This window comes from Bradyrhizobium sp. USDA 3311, from assembly GCF_054062495.1.
In genome coordinates this window covers 3,997,173-4,015,646 of the sequence record NZ_JBSSFI010000001.1, presented here as the reverse complement: position 1 = coordinate 4,015,646, position 18,474 = coordinate 3,997,173, and the positions used below count along the sequence as shown (strand labels likewise).

Annotated in this window: 19 protein-coding genes; 4 read left to right on the top strand and 15 right to left on the bottom strand. The window is 64.6% G+C overall.

The annotated features are described in order from the left end of the window. The first annotated feature begins 530 nt into the window (after positions 1–530). A complete protein-coding gene (locus ACVWW6_RS19030) occupies positions 531–1,415 on the top strand; it encodes an MBL fold metallo-hydrolase (RefSeq protein ID WP_456681237.1) in 885 nt (294 codons plus the stop codon). A 361-nt stretch (positions 1,416–1,776) separates the two neighbouring features. Here the strand turns inward: ACVWW6_RS19030 and ACVWW6_RS19025 are convergent, their stop codons facing one another. The 9 genes from ACVWW6_RS19025 to ACVWW6_RS18985 all read right to left on the bottom strand — a co-directional run bounded on the left by ACVWW6_RS19025 (position 1,777) and on the right by ACVWW6_RS18985 (position 10,283). Continuing rightward, the gene (locus ACVWW6_RS19025) at positions 1,777–2,814 is read right to left on the bottom strand and encodes a patatin-like phospholipase family protein (RefSeq protein WP_456681236.1); all 1,038 of its coding nucleotides are present in this window, start codon (positions 2,812–2,814) and stop codon (positions 1,777–1,779) included. Further along, complete coding sequence (locus ACVWW6_RS19020; RefSeq protein ID WP_011089214.1) at positions 2,811–3,740, bottom strand: polyphosphate kinase 2 family protein; 930 nt, start codon at positions 3,738–3,740, stop codon at positions 2,811–2,813. The genes ACVWW6_RS19025 and ACVWW6_RS19020 overlap by 4 nt, the downstream gene beginning before the upstream one ends. Continuing rightward, a complete protein-coding gene (locus ACVWW6_RS19015) occupies positions 3,700–4,719 on the bottom strand; it encodes a branched-chain amino acid ABC transporter permease (RefSeq protein WP_456681235.1) in 1,020 nt (339 codons plus the stop codon). Before ACVWW6_RS19015 ends, ACVWW6_RS19020 begins: the two co-directional genes overlap by 41 nt. After that, a complete protein-coding gene (locus tag ACVWW6_RS19010; RefSeq protein WP_028176153.1) occupies positions 4,716–5,597 on the bottom strand; it encodes a branched-chain amino acid ABC transporter permease in 882 nt (293 codons plus the stop codon). Before ACVWW6_RS19010 ends, ACVWW6_RS19015 begins: the two co-directional genes overlap by 4 nt. A gap of 15 nt (positions 5,598–5,612) precedes the next feature. Further along, positions 5,613–6,317 (bottom strand): ABC transporter ATP-binding protein, encoded by a 705-nt coding sequence (locus ACVWW6_RS19005; protein ID WP_404521408.1) that lies wholly within the window; start codon positions 6,315–6,317, stop codon positions 5,613–5,615. A 3-nt stretch (positions 6,318–6,320) separates the two neighbouring features. Further along, positions 6,321–7,088 (bottom strand): ABC transporter ATP-binding protein, encoded by a 768-nt coding sequence (locus ACVWW6_RS19000; protein WP_182869378.1) that lies wholly within the window; start codon positions 7,086–7,088, stop codon positions 6,321–6,323. Positions 7,089–7,117: 29 nt separating this feature from the next. Further along, complete coding sequence (locus tag ACVWW6_RS18995) at positions 7,118–8,428, bottom strand: ABC transporter substrate-binding protein (protein WP_456681234.1); 1,311 nt, start codon at positions 8,426–8,428, stop codon at positions 7,118–7,120. Positions 8,429–8,523: 95 nt separating this feature from the next. Then, positions 8,524–9,228, bottom strand: a complete 705-nt coding sequence (locus ACVWW6_RS18990; protein ID WP_011089220.1) for a hypothetical protein — start codon at positions 9,226–9,228, stop codon at positions 8,524–8,526. A gap of 29 nt (positions 9,229–9,257) precedes the next feature. Further along, complete coding sequence (locus ACVWW6_RS18985) at positions 9,258–10,283, bottom strand: ABC transporter substrate-binding protein (protein ID WP_028176158.1); 1,026 nt, start codon at positions 10,281–10,283, stop codon at positions 9,258–9,260. A gap of 139 nt (positions 10,284–10,422) precedes the next feature. Between ACVWW6_RS18985 and ACVWW6_RS18980 the strand changes: the two genes are divergently transcribed. Beyond that, the gene (locus ACVWW6_RS18980; protein WP_028176159.1) at positions 10,423–10,872 is read left to right on the top strand and encodes a cupin domain-containing protein; all 450 of its coding nucleotides are present in this window, start codon (positions 10,423–10,425) and stop codon (positions 10,870–10,872) included. A gap of 56 nt (positions 10,873–10,928) precedes the next feature. Here ACVWW6_RS18980 and ACVWW6_RS18975 read toward each other — a convergent pair whose 3' ends face one another. The 6 genes from ACVWW6_RS18975 to ACVWW6_RS18950 form a co-directional block, all read right to left on the bottom strand. Continuing rightward, positions 10,929–11,702, bottom strand: a complete 774-nt coding sequence (locus tag ACVWW6_RS18975; RefSeq protein WP_456681233.1) for an anti-sigma factor family protein — start codon at positions 11,700–11,702, stop codon at positions 10,929–10,931. Then, positions 11,699–12,217: a sigma-70 family RNA polymerase sigma factor gene (locus ACVWW6_RS18970; protein ID WP_456681232.1), complete on the bottom strand. Its 519-nt coding sequence runs from the start codon at positions 12,215–12,217 to the stop codon at positions 11,699–11,701. The genes ACVWW6_RS18975 and ACVWW6_RS18970 overlap by 4 nt, the downstream gene beginning before the upstream one ends. A gap of 40 nt (positions 12,218–12,257) precedes the next feature. Continuing rightward, positions 12,258–13,727: a YncE family protein gene (locus ACVWW6_RS18965; RefSeq protein WP_456681231.1), complete on the bottom strand. Its 1,470-nt coding sequence runs from the start codon at positions 13,725–13,727 to the stop codon at positions 12,258–12,260. A 9-nt stretch (positions 13,728–13,736) separates the two neighbouring features. After that, positions 13,737–14,198 carry a DUF305 domain-containing protein gene (locus ACVWW6_RS18960; RefSeq protein ID WP_456681230.1) on the bottom strand — a complete coding sequence of 154 codons (462 nt, stop codon included), beginning with the start codon at positions 14,196–14,198 and terminating at the stop codon, positions 13,737–13,739. A gap of 176 nt (positions 14,199–14,374) precedes the next feature. Continuing rightward, a complete protein-coding gene (locus ACVWW6_RS18955) occupies positions 14,375–15,163 on the bottom strand; it encodes an ABC transporter permease (RefSeq protein WP_182872352.1) in 789 nt (262 codons plus the stop codon). Next, positions 15,163–15,981, bottom strand: a complete 819-nt coding sequence (locus ACVWW6_RS18950; protein WP_182872353.1) for an ABC transporter ATP-binding protein — start codon at positions 15,979–15,981, stop codon at positions 15,163–15,165. Before ACVWW6_RS18950 ends, ACVWW6_RS18955 begins: the two co-directional genes overlap by 1 nt. A 145-nt stretch (positions 15,982–16,126) precedes the next feature. Between ACVWW6_RS18950 and ACVWW6_RS18945 the strand changes: the two genes are divergently transcribed. Further along, positions 16,127–16,909 carry an ATP-binding cassette domain-containing protein gene (locus tag ACVWW6_RS18945; protein ID WP_456681229.1) on the top strand — a complete coding sequence of 261 codons (783 nt, stop codon included), beginning with the start codon at positions 16,127–16,129 and terminating at the stop codon, positions 16,907–16,909. Next, positions 16,906–18,465, top strand: coding sequence for a glycine betaine ABC transporter substrate-binding protein (locus ACVWW6_RS18940; RefSeq protein ID WP_456681228.1), 1,560 nt, complete (start codon positions 16,906–16,908; stop codon positions 18,463–18,465). Before ACVWW6_RS18945 ends, ACVWW6_RS18940 begins: the two co-directional genes overlap by 4 nt. Positions 18,466–18,474: the final 9 nt, after the last annotated feature.

Below are 18,474 nucleotides of genomic sequence, written 5' to 3'. Positions count from 1 at the left end.
CACGGCGAAATACCGGCTCGCGGGCGCGCGTCGATACAGCACGATGCTCACGCCAAAACCTCTCCCGTCATTCCGGGATGGCTCCGGAACGACGGTGAGGAGGAGGAGGAGAAATGAAGCGTGATGCCAATCGCTCTGCGAAGCACAGCGCCGGGCAGGTAGGGGCCTTGCCTCACTGATGGAGCCCTCTAAACCTTGACCCGGCGTGCCGTTCGCGGTTTCTGCCGCTATGCGATAGTCCGAACGAGCTCCATCGCACTTAACGCGGCTGGATCTGCGGAGGTGGTGTCATAGACCTCCCCTTGCTCATGAGGTGGACGTTGCGCGTCGCGTATTCGCGACCAACGTCATGCTCCTCCCGTGACATAGAACTGTCAAGCAGGATCAATGGCCTTGAAATCACATTTGAGGGCGTGTTCCAGGCCGTTCCCGCGACAGATTGGTCGCATGAGGGGCGACGGAATAAATCCCTTCCAGCAGCGTTTGTATCGAAGAGATTGTCCGTCCTCATTATTTCCAGAAAGCCAGAGATGAAAGCATTCACTTGCATGGCCGTTCTCGCTGCCCTCGTGAGCGGATCAGCATTCGCGCAAACCCCGCCGCAGACCTCCACCAGAAAGGTCGACGGCACCGACAATGTCTACATCTTCCGCTATGGCGGCCATCAGTCGATGTTCGTGGTGACGCCGAAGGGCGTGATCGCGACCGATCCGATCTCCTACTTGCGACCCGCGAAGCCCTATATCGACGCGATCAAGGCGGTCACCGACCAGCCGATCAAATACGTCGTCTACAGCCATCATCACTACGACCACATCGCCGGCGGCCAGCCATTCAAGGATCTCGGCGCCACCTTCGTCGCGCATCGGCGGACCAAGGAGCGCCTGCTCGAGCTGAAGAAGCAGAATGCGCTGCTCGCCGACGTCGTGATGCCGGATCAGGTGGTGGACGACAAGAAGAGCATCACGCTCGGCGGCACCACGCTGGAGCTGAACTATGTCGGCCGCAACCATTCCGACAATTCGCTGGTGATGCGGCTGCCGAAGGAGAAGATCGTCTTCGTGGTCGATTTCGCGCCGATCGAGTCCGTCCAGTTCCGCAACATCCCCGACAATGCCTCGCCGCTGGAATATATCGCTTCGCTGAAGAAGCTGGCGTCGCTCGACTGGGAGCGGATGATCCCCGGCCACCCCAATGCCGGCGGGCGGCTCGGCACCAAGAAGGACGTCGAGGACGATATCGCCTACATGGAGGATCTCTCCGCCGAGGTGAAGAAGGCGGCGGACGCCGGCAAATGCATCGATACCGCGATGAAGGAAGTGAAGCTGCCGAAATACGAGAAGTGGGCGAATTACGAGACCGCGCTGCCCGCCAATGTCGAGCGCTTCTGCTACTGGTGGGGCCGCGGGTACTAGCAAGCCGCTTGCAGAGAAACTCGTAGGGTGGGCAAAGCAACGAGACGCGCAAGGCGCGGCTCGTCGCGTGCCCACCATGCCAGCCGCGATCGTGGAGAGACGGTGGGCACGGCGCAAGGGCGCCTTTGCCCACCCTACGAGATCAGAGATCGCAGCTACGACCTGCGGCAGACAGGTCGCTTTGCCCGCCCGGCCCGGTCTGCGGCGATGATGACATCATGCCCCTGTCTTGCCCGACGGGTCAAACGGACATCTTTAAATCCGAACAACAGCGACCGTTCGCCAAGCCATTGATTCCACTGGCGCCGGCTACTGTGCATGGGGTTGTTTTCGTACTTTTTCGATGACCGGCTTGGCTGGCCTAGAGAAACATGTCTGCCAGGTCGACCGTCGAGGACTTTCCGATCTGGTCGAAGTTTCGCGCCAGCCAGCTTCGCGCCGCCTCGCGGCCCTCGTCGCGCAGGCGACACAACAGGCTCCATTCGGGGTGGAACTGCGTGGCCGTGCCGAGCTGCGACATCAACTGGTCGTTGCCAATCCAATGTATGTACATGCGGCTATGCCTGTTGCTGTCGAGCTCGCCGTCGTCGATCAGCCGCGTGGCGAAGGCGATCGCGCGCATCTCGCGCATCAAGGACGAATTGAAGCTGATCTCGTTGATGCGGTGGAGGACATCGGCTGCACTGGTCGGCAGCTCGTTGCGCCGGATCGCCGTGACCTGCACGATGATGACGTCGTGACTGCCCTTGCGGTAGATCAACGGATAGATCGCGGGATTGCCGAGATAGCCGCCATCCCAATAATGCTCGCCGTCGATCTCGACGGCCTGGAAATACGGCGGCAGGCAGGCCGAGGCGAGCACGGTTTCCGCCGTGAGCAGCGGGCTCTGGAATACCTTGATCTTGCCGGTGCGAACGTTGGTGGCGTTGAGAAACAGCTGCGGCGCCTCGGGCGAGGAATTCAGCCGGTCGAAATCGACCACGCGCTGCAGCAGCGAGCGGAGCGGATTGAAATGAAAGGGATTGAGCAGGCCCGGCGGCAGCGTGTGCGTCAGCGTGTGGATGATTGCGTGGACCGGATGATATTCCGGCGGCAGCCTCAGGGCCTGTATCCACTGGTTCAGCGGCGACATCAAATCGTACGCCATGTCCATACGCGACACTTCGTACCAGAATGCGTGCAGGCTCTCCCGCGCGGCCTCCGCGCCGCCGTGCGCCATGCCGGAGGCCATCGCCACCGCATTCATGGCGCCGGCACTGGTCGCGCTGACCGCCTCGATCGCCAACCTGCCGTCTTCGAGCACCTGGTCGAGCACGCCCCAGACGAAGGCGCCGTGCGCGCCGCCGCCCTGGAGCGCGAAGTTGACGGTCTTGCGGTCCGCGGTCCTGTTGGCTGTCACTTTGCTTGCTTCTTGCTTCCCGTCGCTTCTTTCTCCAGCGCCTTGCGCACCTCTTCGAACTCCTCCAGCGAGGCCTTGTCGGCGCGGGGAAAGCGCAGGTCCAGCTTTTCGAGCGCAGCGTTGATCACCGAGCCAATCACGACGCGCGCGAACCATTTGTGATCGGCGGGCACGACATACCACGGCGCATGCGGCGTTGCCGTGTGGCGAACGATGTCTTGATAGACCGCCTGATAGCGCGGCCACAGCGCGCGCTCCTTGATGTCGTCCATGGAGAATTTCCACTGCTTGGCGGGCTCCTCCAGCCGGTCGAGGAAGCGCTGACGCTGCTCGTCCTTGGACAGGTTGAGAAAAAACTTCAACACCACGGTGCCGTTGCGCGTGAGGTAACGCTCGAAGGCGGAAATGTCCTCGAACCGCTCCTTCCAGATGTTCTTGGTCACGAGCTTCTGCGGCAGCTTCTCCTTGGCGAGGATCTCCGGATGCACGCGCGTCACCAGGCACTCCTCGTAATGCGAGCGGTTGAAGATGCCGATATGGCCGCGCTCCGGCAGCGCGGTGACGTGGCGCCAGAGGAAGTCGTGGTCGAGCTCCTTGCTGCTTGGCGCCTTGAAGGCGTGGACATCGCAGCCCTGCGGGTTGATGCCCTCGAAAATCGCCTTGATCGCGGAATCCTTGCCGGCCGCGTCCATGGCCTGGAACACGATCAGCACCGACCAGCGGTCCTGGGCGTAGAGTTTCTCCTGGAACTCGATCAGCCGCTTCTTGTTGGCGTCGAGAATCTCCTGCGCCCTCTCCTTGTCGAGATCGCCCTTCTCGTTGGTCTTGTGCGCCTTGAGGTGAAACTTGCCCGAGCCGTCGTAGCGGAACGGCGTGATGTAACGGTCAAGTTCCTGGGCGAGCGATCTGGACGGCTTCTTGTTCATGGGCGCGGGGCACCTTGCGTTGCGGCTTCAGTCGGTCGAGCACGCTACCAAGGATACCCTTGGGAAGGAATATGATGAAAAGCACCAGCAGCACGCCGTAGACGAGATTGTCCCAGCCGACCGCCTTGGTGCCGAAGCCGATGCGCAAGCTCTCCGCCAGCAGGATCGTGATGACGGCACCGAAGGTCGGACCGAGCGAGACGAACAGGCCGCCGACGATGGCGGCAAACACCATCTGGAGCGACACCGCGATGCCGCTGACCGTGTCGGGCGTAATGAACATCTGGTACTGGCAGTAGATGGCGCCGGCGAGCGCCGTCATCAGCGCGCTGAGCAGCGTGATCTTCAGCTTCTCCGCGGTGACGTCGACGCCGGCGGCGGCCGCGGCGTCCTCGTCCTCCGAGATCGCCTCCAGCGCGTAGCGGCTCATGCTGCGGTCGACCCAGTGCCAGACCACGATGCCGAACAGCCAGACCCCGAGCGCGATCAGGTACCAGGTCGTCTTGTTGTCGAATTGCAGCGCCAGCAGCTTGTTGCCCGAGGCGCGGTTCGGCGTGTAGCCGAGCGAGCCGCCGGTATAGTCACGTGTGGCGGTGATGACCTGGAGCACGATGCCCGACAGCGCCAGCGTCACCAGCACGAAATAGTGACCGGTGATGCGGAAGCGGAAGCAGGGATAGCCGACGATCAGCGCCAGCGTACCCGCCGCAACCATGCTGATGGGAATGCCGATCCAGGGCGACCAGCCCAGATGATTCCATAGCAGCGCGGTGACATAGGCGCCGATGCCCATGAAGCCGCCATGGCCGAGCGAGACCAGGCCGAACCGCCCCATCATCGACCAGGACGTGTAGGCGAACGACCAGATCAGGATCAGCACCAGGATGTGCAGATGATATGGATCGCGATAGACGAAGGGCAGCGCGACCAGCGCCGCCAGTCCCACCGCCCATGCCGCAAGCCGCCCCTGCCCCATCATCGGCGCCTCGCAAGCAGGCCCGCGGGCCGGATGAACATCATGACGATGAAGAAGGCGAAGGCGAGCACATAGCCCCATTCGAGGTCGGAGAACAGGCCGCCGAGCGAGATGATCTCGGCGAACACGAAGGCGGCGATGAAGCCGCCGATGAAATTGCCGAGGCCCCCGAGCACGCAGATCAGGAAGGTGATCGGCCCGAAGGACAGGCCGACGAAGGGGTGCACGTCGTATTGCAGCACCAGCAGGCAGGCGGCGAGGCCTGCGAGCGCGCCGCCGAGCGCCGAGGTGATGAGGTAGAGCTTCTTCGTATCGACGCCCATCAGCGCCATGATCTGCCGGTCCTGCGAGATCGCGCGGATCGCGGTTCCCGTGAAGGTGCGCGTCATGAACAGGTAGACGGCGACCATGCCGACCAGCGCAGCCAGAAACGACAGGAGTCGCGCGTAGCTGAAATTCATGTCGCCGAAGGCGAGCACCGGCAGGCGGATGCCGAGATTGCGGAAGTCGATGCCGAAGGCGACCGTGGCAAAGCTCTGCAGCACGAACAGCACGCCACCGGTTGCGAGCAACTGGTTGATCGGCGGCGCGGTGAGCAGCGGCGCGATCACGAGGTAATGCAGCGCGGCGCCGAGCAGCGCGACCAGAAGAATGGTGAACGGCGCCGCGATGAAATAGCTGACGCCGTAGTACTGCACCATGAAATACATGGCGTACATGCCGATCATCACGAGCTCGGCATAGCAGATCCAGGTCACGTCGATGACGCCGAAGATCAGATTGAGCCCAAGCGCAAGCAGCGCCAGCACGCCGCCGAGCAGGATGCCGTTGATCACGGCCTCCAGCAGGTAGATGTCGAAAATGTCCAGGAATGCCTGCATGCCCCTGCCCGCCCCTCACACCCCGAGATACGCTTCCTTGACCGTGTCGCTCGCGAGCATCTCGGCCGAAGTGCCTGAGCTGCGGATCGTGCCGGCCTCGATCAGATAGGCACGGTCGACCACCCGGAGCACCTGCTGCACGTTCTGCTCGACGATCAGCACCGTCAGCCCGCGGGCGCGGATCCGCTTCACCAGCTCGAACACCTGCTGCACCACGACCGGCGCAAGTCCCGCGGAGGGCTCGTCGAGCAGCAGTAGTTTTGGATTGGACATCAGCGCGCGCCCGATCGCGCACATCTGCTGCTCGCCGCCGGACATCGTGCCGGCCATCTGGTGGCGGCGCTCCTTCAGGCGCGGAAACAGGTCGAACACCACCTCCAGCCGCTCGGCATAGTGGCCGCGCGCCTCCTTCATGAAGGCGCCCATCTTCAGATTGTCGTCGACCGTGAGCTGCGGAAACAGCCGCCGGTTCTCCGGCACATGTGCAATGCCGAGGCTGACGATCTTGTGCGGCGGCGTCGCCACGACGTCGACGCCTTCCATCCTGATCGAACCGCGCGAGGGACGGATCAGGCCGGAGATGACGCGCATCAGGGTGGTCTTGCCGGCGCCGTTCGGGCCGATGACGCCGACCGCCTCGCCGGCCTTCACGTCGAGATCGACGTCGAACAGCGCCTGGAACGTACCGTAGCCGGCGTTGACGGACCGCAGCTCCAGCATCGGCTAGCCTCCCGCGCGGCGGCGCGCTTCGGCAGCCGCAGCCTGCGTGGTCTCGGCATCGGTGCCGAGATAGACCTCGATGACCCGGGGATCGCCCGCGACCTGGCTCGGCAACCCTTCCGAGATCTTCTCGCCGTGATCGAGCACCATGACGCGATCGACCACCCGCATCAGCACGCCCATGATGTGCTCGACCCAGATGATGGTGATGCCGAGCTCGTCGCGGATGTTGCGCAGCATGTCGGCGGCCTGGTCCATCTCGGTCTCGTCAAGGCCGCCGAGGCTTTCGTCGGCGAGCAGCAGTTTTGGCGCGGTGGCGAGCGCTTTCGCCAGCTCGAGCTTCTTCAGCCCGGCAGCGCCGAGGCCATCAACGTTGGCATGGCGGTCGGTCGGCAGGCCGACCATGGCCAGCGACCGCTCGGCCGCTTCCTCGGCCTTGATGCGGCTGTGGCGGCCCTGGCCGTAAAAGCCGGCGAGCGCGACGTTCTCGAAGATGGTCAGGCGGCGGAAGGGGCGCGGAATCTGGAAGGTACGGCCGATGCCGCGGTTGATGATCCGGTGCGGCGCGAGGCCCGCGATCTCGTGCCCGGCGAACAGGATCGACCCGGAGGTCGGCGCCAGCGTGCCGGAGAGCATGTTGAAGATCGTGCTCTTGCCCGAACCGTTCGGGCCGATCAGGCCGAGGATCTCGCCCTGGTCGACCCGAAACGATACGTTGTTCACGGCGGTGAAGCCGCCAAACCGCTTCACCAGCCCGCTGACTTCCAACACCAAAGCTCTCCGTTTCTTCGCGTGTTGCGCTACTGGTTGCTGTAGGTGGTGCCCTTCGGCAGTGGCAGCACTGCCTCGCGCTGCGCCTGGCTCTTGGGCCACACCACATGGGACTTGTCCTCGAGATACTGGATCACGACGGGGAACGAGCGCTCGTTCTGCCCTGCCATCGGCGTGCCTTCGCCATAGAACTTGACGCCGAAGCCGAGCATGGTGCCGCCCTCGGGAATGTCGGTGTCGAGCGCCGCCTTGCGCAGCGCGTCGGGATCGACCCCGCCGTATTTTTTGATCGCGCGCGGCAGCACATCGCTCATGAACACATAGGTATTGGACGCACCGATGCCGACATGGGCGGAGCGGATGGCGACGCCGGGCCTGATCTTGTCGAACTCCTCGCCGACCATCTTGATCACGGGGGGAAGCTTCGGATCCATGGTCTTCTGGTTGGCGAGCCAGATCGAGATCGGGTCGGTGTTGAAGATGTAGGTGGCATCCGCGCCCATGCCCTCCTTCAGCTTCTCATAGACGCCATAGCCGGCGCCATGCCCCATCAGCGCGCCGAACTTCAGCCCCTGCTCGCGGGCCTGCCGCAGCAGCAGCGTGATGTCGGGGTTGTAGCCGGTGTGGAAGATCACGTCGGGCTTGGCGCGCTTCAGCTTGGTCACCAGCGACGAGAGATCCGGCGCGGTCGCCGAATAACCTTCCTTCATCACGACGTTGAAGCCGGCCCTCTTGGCGCCCGCCTCGTTACCCCTGGAGACGTCGACGCCATAGGCGCCGTCCTCATGGATGATGGCGACGCGCAGATCCTTCGGCTCCTTGTCGAACTTCGCCTTGGCGTTCTGGGCGATGAAATCCATCGTCATCATGCCGAACTGATCGCCGCTCGCCTGCGGACGGAAGACGTATTTGTAGCCCTTCTCGTTGAACACGGCGGACGAGATGCAGGTCGTCATCCACATGAACTTCTTGAGCTGCTCGACACGGGCCGCGACCGGCACGCATTGTGCCGAGGAGAAGAAGCCGAGCACCATGTCCACCTTCTCCTGCTCGAGCAGGCGGACGGATTCGTTGATGGCGACGTCGGGCTTGCTCTGCGCATCGGCATAGACCGCCTCGATCTTGTAGCCCTCGACGCCGGTCCTGGCGAAATGGTCGAGGATGATCTTTGCACCGATATAGCCGAGCTCAGAGCCGCCGCCCGCGAGGGGGCCGGTCAGGTCGAACACCACGCCGATCTTGATCTTCTTCTCCTGGGCCTGGGCGGAGACCGCCCAGCCCGTCGCTGATATCGCGACCATCAGCCCCCGTACCAAGCGGGCAGCCATGCGCAGGCGCATCTAAACCTCCCTGGACGATTGTGCATTGCATTCTTCTTGCTTTTGCTTTTTCGCCCATCACATGGGCTGCGCGCAGCGATGTCAAGCCTCGCGCGTCAGCGCGAGGCGAACTGCTGCGCGACGAAGGCCGTGACAAATCGCGGCATGGTAGGTGTGAGATCATCCATCCCGCGCACGAGATGAATGGCCGACAACTCAGGTTCGGTCTCGCGCGCGAGATTGGCTTCGATCCGGGCACGGATCGCCTCGCCCGGCATGTCCAGGTTGATTATCTGAATCATTGCAATCGCATGGCCACTGACGACGCAGTGCCAGTCGGTTTCCGCCGCGTAGTCGGCCGCGGTCAGGCCGGTCTCCTCGGCGAGCTCGCGGACGACGCTGCCGGGAATATCGAGCACACCGTCCCTGACGTCGTCGAGATCGGGCGTGCCGGAGGGGAAATAGATGCGGCCGGCATTGGCGGTGTGCTGCGCCATCTCGCCCATCACGAAGGCGCCGTCGGAGGCGCGCAGCGCGCCCATGCCGAAACCGTTGAACACGGCGGTGTCAGGGAAGCCCCAGTCGCGCCAGGCGAGGAAGCTCGCGAAATCGGTCTCGAAATAGGTCGCGGCGAGATGGCCGTCCGTGAACACAGCATCGCGCCCGAGCAGGACGCGGCCGTTCCAGATTTTCGGCCGCTCGCGCTGCTTCTCGGCAAAGTGCGCCGCGATCTCGGCGCGCCGTTCCTCGGCGAACGGCCAGATGATCGGCCGCACGGCGAGATCAAGCGTCGTGACGCGATGAATGACCGGGGACGTCATGAAGCCTGGTTACCACGCCTTCGCGTCAGTTATTTGGCGCTCCCCGTGGTCTTCTTGGCCTGCTCGACATACCTGTTGGTAAAGGTCTTGCTGACGTCGATCTTGGCGTTGGCGACCTCGGGCGAGCCGACGCTGAACACGGCGAGCACGGCGTCCGCGCCCTTCGGGTCCATCTTGCCGGTCTCGGAGAACATCGGGATCGTGTTCTTCAGCGCGGCGAGATAGAGGTCCTTGTTCTTGCCGACGGTCTCTTCCGGCATCTTCGCCATGATCTCCTCAGGCGAGTGCGAGTGAATCCAGGCCAGCGTGGCGAGGATCGCATTGGTGAGCGCCTGCGTCTCCTTCTCGTGGCCGTTGACCCAGGCCGCGGTCGAATACAGCGCGCCGCCCGGATATTCGCCGCCGAACGTCTCAAGCGTGTCCTTCTGGGTGCGGGTGTCGCTGAGAATGCGCAGATCCTTGTGGCTGCCCTGGAGCACCGTGACGGAGGGATCCAGCATCACGGCTGCGTCGATCTGCCCCTGCTCCATCGCGGCCACCGCGGTGGCGCCGAGGCCGACGCCGATCACGGCGGTGCCGGCGGGATCGAGGCCATTCCTCTTGAGCATGTATTTGAGGAAGAAGTCGGTCGAGGATCCGGGGGCGCTGACGCCGACCTTCTTGCCGGCGAGATCCTTGATCGACTTGATTTCGTTCGTGTGCGCGGGCGAAACCACCAGCACGAGGCCGGGATAGCGGTCATAGACGACGAAGGCCTGGAGCTCCTGCTTCTTGGCCGCCAGGTTGACGCAATGGTCGAAATAGCCGGAGACCACGTCGGCGCTGCCGCCGAGCACGGCCTTGAGCGCATCCGAACCGCCCTTGAGGTCCACGAGTTCGACATTGAGGCCGGCCTTGTCGTATTCGCCGAGCTGCTTGGCCAGCACCGTGGGCAGATAGCACAGGCAGGAACCGCCGCCGACCGCGATGGTCACCTTGCTTTGCGCCGCGGCAAGACCGGTGGTGAGCGTCAGCGCGAGCAGCGCGCCGGCGAGCCTGGCAATCGTGTTCTTCATTGGTTTCCTCCGTTCGGCCGGCGGCACCATAGAGCAGCGGGACCGGCTTGAGAAGCACTGCCTAAGTGCGACTCGCCATCAGCCTTTGGGCGCAATAGCATGGCCAAACAAGAACAATTCCTGATGGGGAGAATCATCCATGAATCGCCTTGCCGCCGGACTGTCGATCGCCGCCGCCTTTGCCGCCGGATGCGGCGCAAACCAGTTGCTCCGGCCGGCGCTGGCCGCCGAGAACGTCACCGCACAGATCATCCACACCGGCGAGATGGAAGGCGACGCGCTCGGGCCCGCCAACAATGTCGGCTATCGCTCCAAGATGTTCGCAAGCGCCGACGGCGCCACCATCTCGATCCAGGTCGGCAATGTGCCCAAGCACCTGCATCCCAACACCAACGAAATCCAGTACATCCTGGACGGGACCGGGACGATCTGGCTCGGCGACAAGGAGGTCACGGTGAAGCCGGGCGACCTCGTCATCATCCCCAAGGGCACGCCGCATGGCGGCACCAAGCCGATCAGCGGCCAGGTTAAGGCAATCGCGATCAAGACGCCTCCGCAGGCGCCCGACGATACCAAGCTGCTGGATTGAGCATTCGCGCTGCCGGGGCTCGCGCGACGCGCGGGCCCGTCCACTGAATGTCCCGGCTAGATCGGGCGTGCCTGCTTCCTGATCTCGTTCGCGATCGGCTTGAGCGTGTCCGTCGGAAGCTCGCCGACGAGCGTATAGCCCATGCCGCCGTCCGCCCAGGCGAAACCCGCGACATCACCGGTCGATTGCGGCAGCATCGGCGTATCCTGTCCACCGCGGCTCATCGGGCGCGTCAGCACGACAAGGCGATCGCCGCGATCGTCGTCGTACATGAACATCGCAGCCGGACCGTGCGAGGTCGCAACGAGACGCCCTCCCATCAGCCGATAGCCGGACACGGAAAGATCCGGCACCTTGACCGGCTGCTTCAGCCGGTTGGAGACCCATTGCGTGAGCTCGGCACTGTCGGACGCACGTATCTCGACCGGCCGCACGCGGTCCGGTGCATAGACGCCGTAAGAGTAGGCCGCCTCCTGCGCCAATGCGGACAGTCCGTTCGAGCCATCCTGCAACAGGCTGCGCATGGTCCAGCCGCCGAGACCGCCGATGCTCAGGAGCAACAGCGCCGCGATTGCCCACCATGCGTGCAGAGGGCGCCGCTTCCGGCTCTCGATAATGTGCGACAGGTTCAACTCGGCCGGCAATGGTTCATCGGCGATTGGCGCCAGCGCGCTGCGCAACTGCTCGCGCTGGGCGGCAAAGGCCGCGACGCGCCCGGCGACATCCGGGTGATCGTCCAGATAGGATCCGACCTCCGCACGACGCTCAGGCTCGAGCGCGTGGTCCACAAAGGCGTGGAGATCATCTTCCGTGATCGGCCGTTGGCTCATTTCATGCTCCGCAATGCCACGACGTTCCCCGGTGCAACGCCGTCCATCTCCTGCAGCAGCCGCTCCCGCGCACGCGACAGGCGCGACATCACTGTCCCGACCGGGACATTCAACACCTCCGCGGCGGCGGCGTAGGAAAGATCCTCGACTGCAACAAGCAACAACACAGCCCGCTGCTCCTGCGGCAGTCTCGCAAGCTTGTTCAGGACATCCTGATAGATCAGCCTGTGCTCCTGCGCTGCCGCACTGACAAGCTCGCGCTCGCCGGCATCGTCGATCGGCATATGCCTGCCCCGCGCTGTTGTCTGGCGAAATTGAGTGACCGCCAGATTGTGGAGGATCGTGAACAGCCAGGCGCGCACGCTGCCGTCGCGCCGCTGATGCCAGCGGCCGACGGCCCGCTCCAGGCAATCCTGAACCAGATCGTCGGCGGCCGCGCGATCGCGCACGAGGGCGCGCGCATAGCGGCGGAGCGCGGGGATCAGTGGCTCGACCTGAACCAGCATGTCCTTCATGAGGCGCTCCGCCTGCTCTTCGTTGCCGCCCGACGGTGCGTCATTGCGTCTCGATCTGGACCGCCTCGCCGGGCCCGGCCGCGTCTCCGGAGGCGATCACCAGATATCGCTTTCCAGCCACCGCGGACTGATCGACGATCTGCCGGATCGGGCCGGCCGCGTTGACGATGGCCGATCCGGCCGGATTGGTCATGAACGCCGCCAATGGCTGTAGCGGGCCGCTTCCGTCACTGCGTTCCGCCAGCGCCAGCACATATTTCTGCCTGGGCTCAAGTCCCGTCACCGAAGCCTGCAAGATCTGGATCAGGCCCTGATCGAACAGCGAGACGCTGGTCGGCGCCTTTCCGTCCTTCGAACCGTCCCTGGATGCAAGCGCGAGATGAGCGACCTGGCCGGCAACGCCGAGGGCCTGCAGGTTCTGGCGGTCATCAGGATTGGGAGCCGCACCTGGAACGTAGGCAATGGCCTGCGGCGCCTGGCCGATCGGGACATTCGCCACCACGCTGTTGGTCGCGGTGTCGATCGCCGCGAGCGCGTCGGCGTTCTCAAGCCCGACATAGATGCGCGTGCCGTCGCCGGACGGCCAGACGCCGTGCGGCAGATTGCCGACCGGGATCGTCGCGACTTGCGAGAAGTCGTCGGTGCGGAACACCTTCACCTGGTTCAGGCCACCGATGGTGACGTAGGCAAATGTTCCCCTGGCAGTGTGCGCGAAATTGACGTGGTTGGTGATCGGACCGGTATCGATCGTCCTGATCGGGTTGAACGGCGGCCTGGCGTTGAACACCTGAGTCCTGCCCGTATCCTTCAGCGTGAACCACACCTGGTTTCCATCCGGCGTCACCGCGATGTTCGGGCAGAACGGGCTTTCCTGCTTCACTTTGGCGATGATCTTGTGCTCGGCGACCGCGACGACGTCGGTCTCGGGATTGAAGGACGAGCAGATGTAGGCGTATTTGCCGTCCGGTGAAAACATCTGCATGCCCGGCCCGCTGGGGGTGGTGATGCGGCGTTTTTCCTCAAAGCTCTGCGGGTCGACCACGGAGATGTAGTTTTCGCCGCGAACGGTGACCCACACCTCCTTGCCGTCCGGCGTGAAGAACGCCTCGTGCGGCGACCGCCCGATATAGGTCGTGTGCTTGACCGCATTGGTCGCGGTGTCGATGAAGGTAACCGAGTTTGAGCCGATCGACACCACGGCAAGCGTCTTGTGATCGGGCGAAAAGCCCATGCCATGCACGAGAACCTGGCCCTTGTAGAGCGGGCTGAAATTGCCGGGCTGCGGGTCGCCGAGCCGGATCACCCCAAGCAGCTTGTTGTCGACCGGGTCGGTTACCGAGACCGTGTTCGAGAACTGCTCCGCGGCATAGACTCGGTCGTGATGGCTGATCGGAATATCGGGTGAGGACAGCGCGCCCGGCGCCTGCCCTGCCCATGCGGCTGAACCGGTTGCAAGCATGGTGGCCGCCAGGAAGATGCTCTTCCCGATGCTGCTTCTCGACGTCTTCATGTGGCGCTCCTACTTCTTCATTCCGGCGGACATGTCCATCTGCATGCCCGGGGGATGATGGACGCTTGCAACGGGGCCAGACGGCGGCTGGGTCGGGGCGGGCGTCGTATCGGTTGCCGGTTCGCCGATCGCGAGCTTCATGGCCGCGATCTCCTGCATCTGGTCGACGATGATTTCCTGGGCAATGCGCCGCAACTGCTCGTTCTTGCCGTAGCGCAATTCGATGACCGCCATGTCGATCGCACCCTGATGATGCGGATTCATCATCGCGACGAAGTCGCGATCGACGTCGCCCGTCGGCTTGGCCGCCATGTCGTTCATCATCTTGGCCATGGCGGATTCGTTTTCTTCCAGGAACGCACGCTCCTCCGCGCTCAGCGCAGCCGGCGGGTTGGCCGGATGGGCTTCATGCGCGAATACGAGCGGAGGAATTGCGAAGGCGACGAGAATGCGTGCGCCGATGAGTGCCATGCCAAGGCCGGGCCTTGGCCATCGGCATCCGCCTGCGAGCGCCGCAACGAGGCGATGAAACTGTGACCGGTGCATCCTGAACTCCCATGCAGGTGGTTGCATGGGGGTATGACGCGTGGGCGCGCGTTCTATTCCGGCCGGTCAATCACATAAATGTCAGCAGGACAACGCGGCGGCTAGCCACGTCCATCCAACGCTGTCGGCCGCCACACCAGCAAGCGCCGCTCCACCAGCGTGACCCCGTAGTCGATCAGGATGACGAAGGCCGACAGCACGAACATGCCGGCGAACACGCCGGCGACGTCGAACACGCCTTCGGCCTGCTGGATCAGATAGCCGAGGCCGGCCGCCGATCCCAGATACTCGCCGACGACGGCGCCGACCACGGCGAAGCCGACCGAGGTGTGCAGCGAGGAGAACATCCAGGACAGCGCCGACGGCCAATAGACGTGCTGCATCAGCTGCCGCTCGCTCATGCCGAGCATGCGGCCATTGTCGAGCACGGTGCGACTGACCTCCTTGACGCCCTGATAGACGTTGAAGAACACGATGAAGAACACCAGCGTCACGCCGAGCGCGACCTTGGACCAGATGCCGAGGCCGAGCCACAGCGCGAAGATCGGCGCCAGCACCACGCGCGGCAGGGCGTTGACCATTTTCACGTAAGGGTCGAACACCGCGGCGACCAGCGGCTGGCGCGCGAACCAGAAGCCGATCAGCACACCGCCGAGCGATCCGATCACGAAGGCGAGGATCGATTCCGCGAGCGTGATGCCGAGGTGCTTCCAGATCACGCCGGAGGCAAACCACTTCACGATCTGGCTGAACACGTCGAACGGGTTGGAGAAGAAGAACGGCGGCAGCACGATCTTGCCGAACACGGGGACGGTCGACAGCACCTGCCACAGCACAATGCAGACGACTGCGACCAGGACTTGCAGCGCAAGCAGCGTCGGGCGCGACATCAGACCGCCTCCGCCGCTTGGGTGGTTTGCGCGTAACCCTTCATCACCTCGTCCTTGAGCACGCTCCAGATCTCGCGGTGGAGCGCATGGAATTCCTTGTCCAGGCGCACCTCGAAGATGTCGCGCGGGCGCGGCAAGCCGACGCGCCAGTCGCCGATGATGCGCGAGGACGGCCCCGCCGACATGATCACGACGCGGTCGGCGAGCGCGATCGCCTCTTCGAGATCATGGGTCACGAACAGCACCGCCTTGCGGTCGGCGTTCCAGAGATCGAGCAGCAGATTGCCCATCACCTGGCGGGTCTGTGCATCGAGCGGCCCGAACGGCTCGTCCATCAGCAGGATCTTGGGATCGCGGATCAGAACCTGCGCCAGCGCCACGCGCTTGCGCTGGCCGCCCGAGAGCATGTGGGGATAGCGGCCCGCGAAGGCGCCGAGGCCCACGGACGTCAGCCATTTCTGCGCCCGCGGCAGCGCCTCGGCGCGCGGCGTACCCTTGATCTCGAGTCCGATCGCGACGTTGTCGAGCGCGGTCTTCCAGGGGAACAGCGCATCGGCCTGGAACAGATAGCCGGCATCCCGGTTCAGCCCCGCGAGCGGCCGGTCGAAGATCTTGACGCTTCCGGCCGCCGGCTTCAACAGCCCGGCCGCGACGTTGAGCAGCGTCGATTTCCCGCAGCCGGTCGGGCCGACGATGGCGACGAACTCGCCCTGCGCGACCGAAAGATGCGCCTTCTCCACCGCTGTATAGACCCGTCCGTCCCCCAGCCGGAACGCAACCTTGGCATCTTCCAGCGCCACCGCCGTAGGCGTTGTCATGTGTTCCCTCCGAATTTGGTCCGATGCCTTAACCGCTCGCGCGGCCAAGTTCAATCAATCCGCCAAGCGTGCTACGCATGGGCTTCGTCGCCTCCTTCACCCTCCCCTGGAGGGGGAGGGGTAAGGAAGAGTGAGCCCCGTCCTGATGCCTTCCAAGCCCGCCATCAGCTATTCCCACGTCACCAGGAGCTTCGGCTCCCTCAAGGCCGTGGACGATGTGTCGCTCGACATCGCCGAGGGCGAGTTTGTGGCCATCGTCGGCGGGTCGGGCTCGGGCAAGACCACGCTGCTGCGGCTCGCCAACCGGCTGATCGAGGCGGATCGCGGCACCATCACGATCGATGGCGAGGACGTGCAAAACGTCGATCCGGTCGCGCTGCGGCGCCGGATCGGCTACGTCTTCCAGAGCGGCGGGCTGTTCCCGCACTTGAGCGTCGCCGACAATATCGGGATCACGCCGAAGCTGCTGGGCGCACCGGCAGCGGATATCGCAGCGCGGGTCGACGAATTGCTGGAGCTTGTGCAGCTCGACCGTGCCGCGCATCGTGACCGGCTGCCCGAGGCGCTCTCGGGCGGCCAGCGCCAGCGCGTCGGCGTGGCGCGGGCGCTCGCGGCAAAGCCCCGCATCGTGCTGATGGACGAGCCGTTCGGCGCGCTCGATCCCCTCACCCGCGACGCGCTCGGCGACGACTATCGCTCGCTGCATCGCAGGCTCGGCCTGACCACGGTCATGATCACGCATGACATGACTGAGGCGATCCTGCTCGCCGACCGCATCGCGGTGATGCGCGGCGGCAAGCTGCTCGCGCAGGGCACACCCGCGGAGCTCTCCACGAGCACCGACGCCTATGTGCTGGAGCTGCTGCGCACGCCGCGGCGCCAGGTCGAGCGGCTGAACGCGCTGCTGCCGCAGAGCGGTGCGGCATGAGCCTCTTCACCGATCCACGCTGGGGCGAGGCGCTGTCGCATCTGCCCGACTATCTCGGCAACCATGTGCGGGTGAGCCTGGCCGCGCTGGCGCTCGGCCTCGCCGTCAGCCTGCCGCTGGCGATCCTGACACGCAACCGTCCGGCGCCGCGCGGCATCCTGCTCGCGCTCGCCAGCATCGTGCAGACCGTGCCGGGACTGGCGCTGCTCGCGCTGTTCTATCCGTTGTTGCTGGCGGCGGCGTCCCTGACGCTCGCCTGGTTCGGAATCTCCTTCTCGGCGTTCGGCTTCCTGCCGGCGATGCTGGCGCTGGCGCTGTATTCGATGCTGCCGGTGCTGCGCAACGGCATCACCGGGCTGAACGGCATCGACCCGGCGCTGATCGAAGCCGCTGAGGGCGTCGGCATGACCGCGCGGCAGTCGCTCGTCCTGGTCGAGCTGCCGCTGGCGCTGCCGGTGATGATGGCGGGCATCCGCACCGCCGCGGTCTGGGTGATCGGCACCGCGACGCTCTCGACCCCGATCGGGCAGACCAGCCTCGGCAACTACATCTTTGCCGGGCTCCAGACCCAGAACTGGGTATTCGTGCTGTTCGGCTGCCTTGCCTCCGCCCTGCTGGCGCTCGCCGTCGATCAGTTGCTCGGCCTGATCGAGAGCGGCCTGCGCCGCCGCAGCCGCCTGCGCACCGGGTTCGGCGCGGTCGGGATCGCGGCACTGGTCGCCGCAACGCTGGTGCCGACGATGGGCCGCTCGTCGCGGGGCTATGTCGTCGGGGCCAAGACGTTTGCCGAGCAATATGTGCTGTCCGCGTTGATGAGGGACCGCCTCCAGGCGGCGGGCCTGCCGGCCACCGCGCGGTCCGGCCTTGGCTCCAGCGTGATCTTCGAGGCGCTGAAGGCCGGCGACATCGACCTCTATGTCGATTATTCCGGCACGCTCTGGGCCAACCAGCTGCATCGCACCGACATCAAGCCGCGCGCCGAACTACTCGCGGAGCTGAAGACAGCCCTCACGAAAGAGAACATCACCCTGCTCGGCGAGCTCGGCTTCGAGAATGCCTATGCGCTGGTGATCCCGAAAAAGCGCGCCGGGGCGCTTGGCATCCGCACCATCGCCGATCTCGCCGCGCACGCATCGGCGCTGTCGATCGCCGGCGACTACGAGTTCTTCTCGCGCCCCGAATGGGCGGCGCTGCAAAAGGCCTACGGCCTTCAATTCCGCGCCCAGCGCCAGATGCAGCCGGATTTCATGTATGCGGCGGTCGCCGGCGGCGAGGTCGACGTCATCGCCGGCTACACCAGCGACGGGCTGATCGCGAAATACGACCTCGTTGTGCTCGACGATCCCAGGCACGCGATCCCGCCCTACGATGCGATCCTGCTGCTCGCACCCAAGCGCGCCGGCGACGAGCGATTGCAGGCCGCGCTCAGACCGCTGCTCGGCAAGATCGACATCGCCACCATGCGCGAGGCCAATTTGCGCGCCAGCGGCAACGACGCGAATTCGTCGCCGGATGCGGTGGCGAAATGGCTGTGGGGGAAGGTGGGCGGGCGGTAGGCCTGCGCT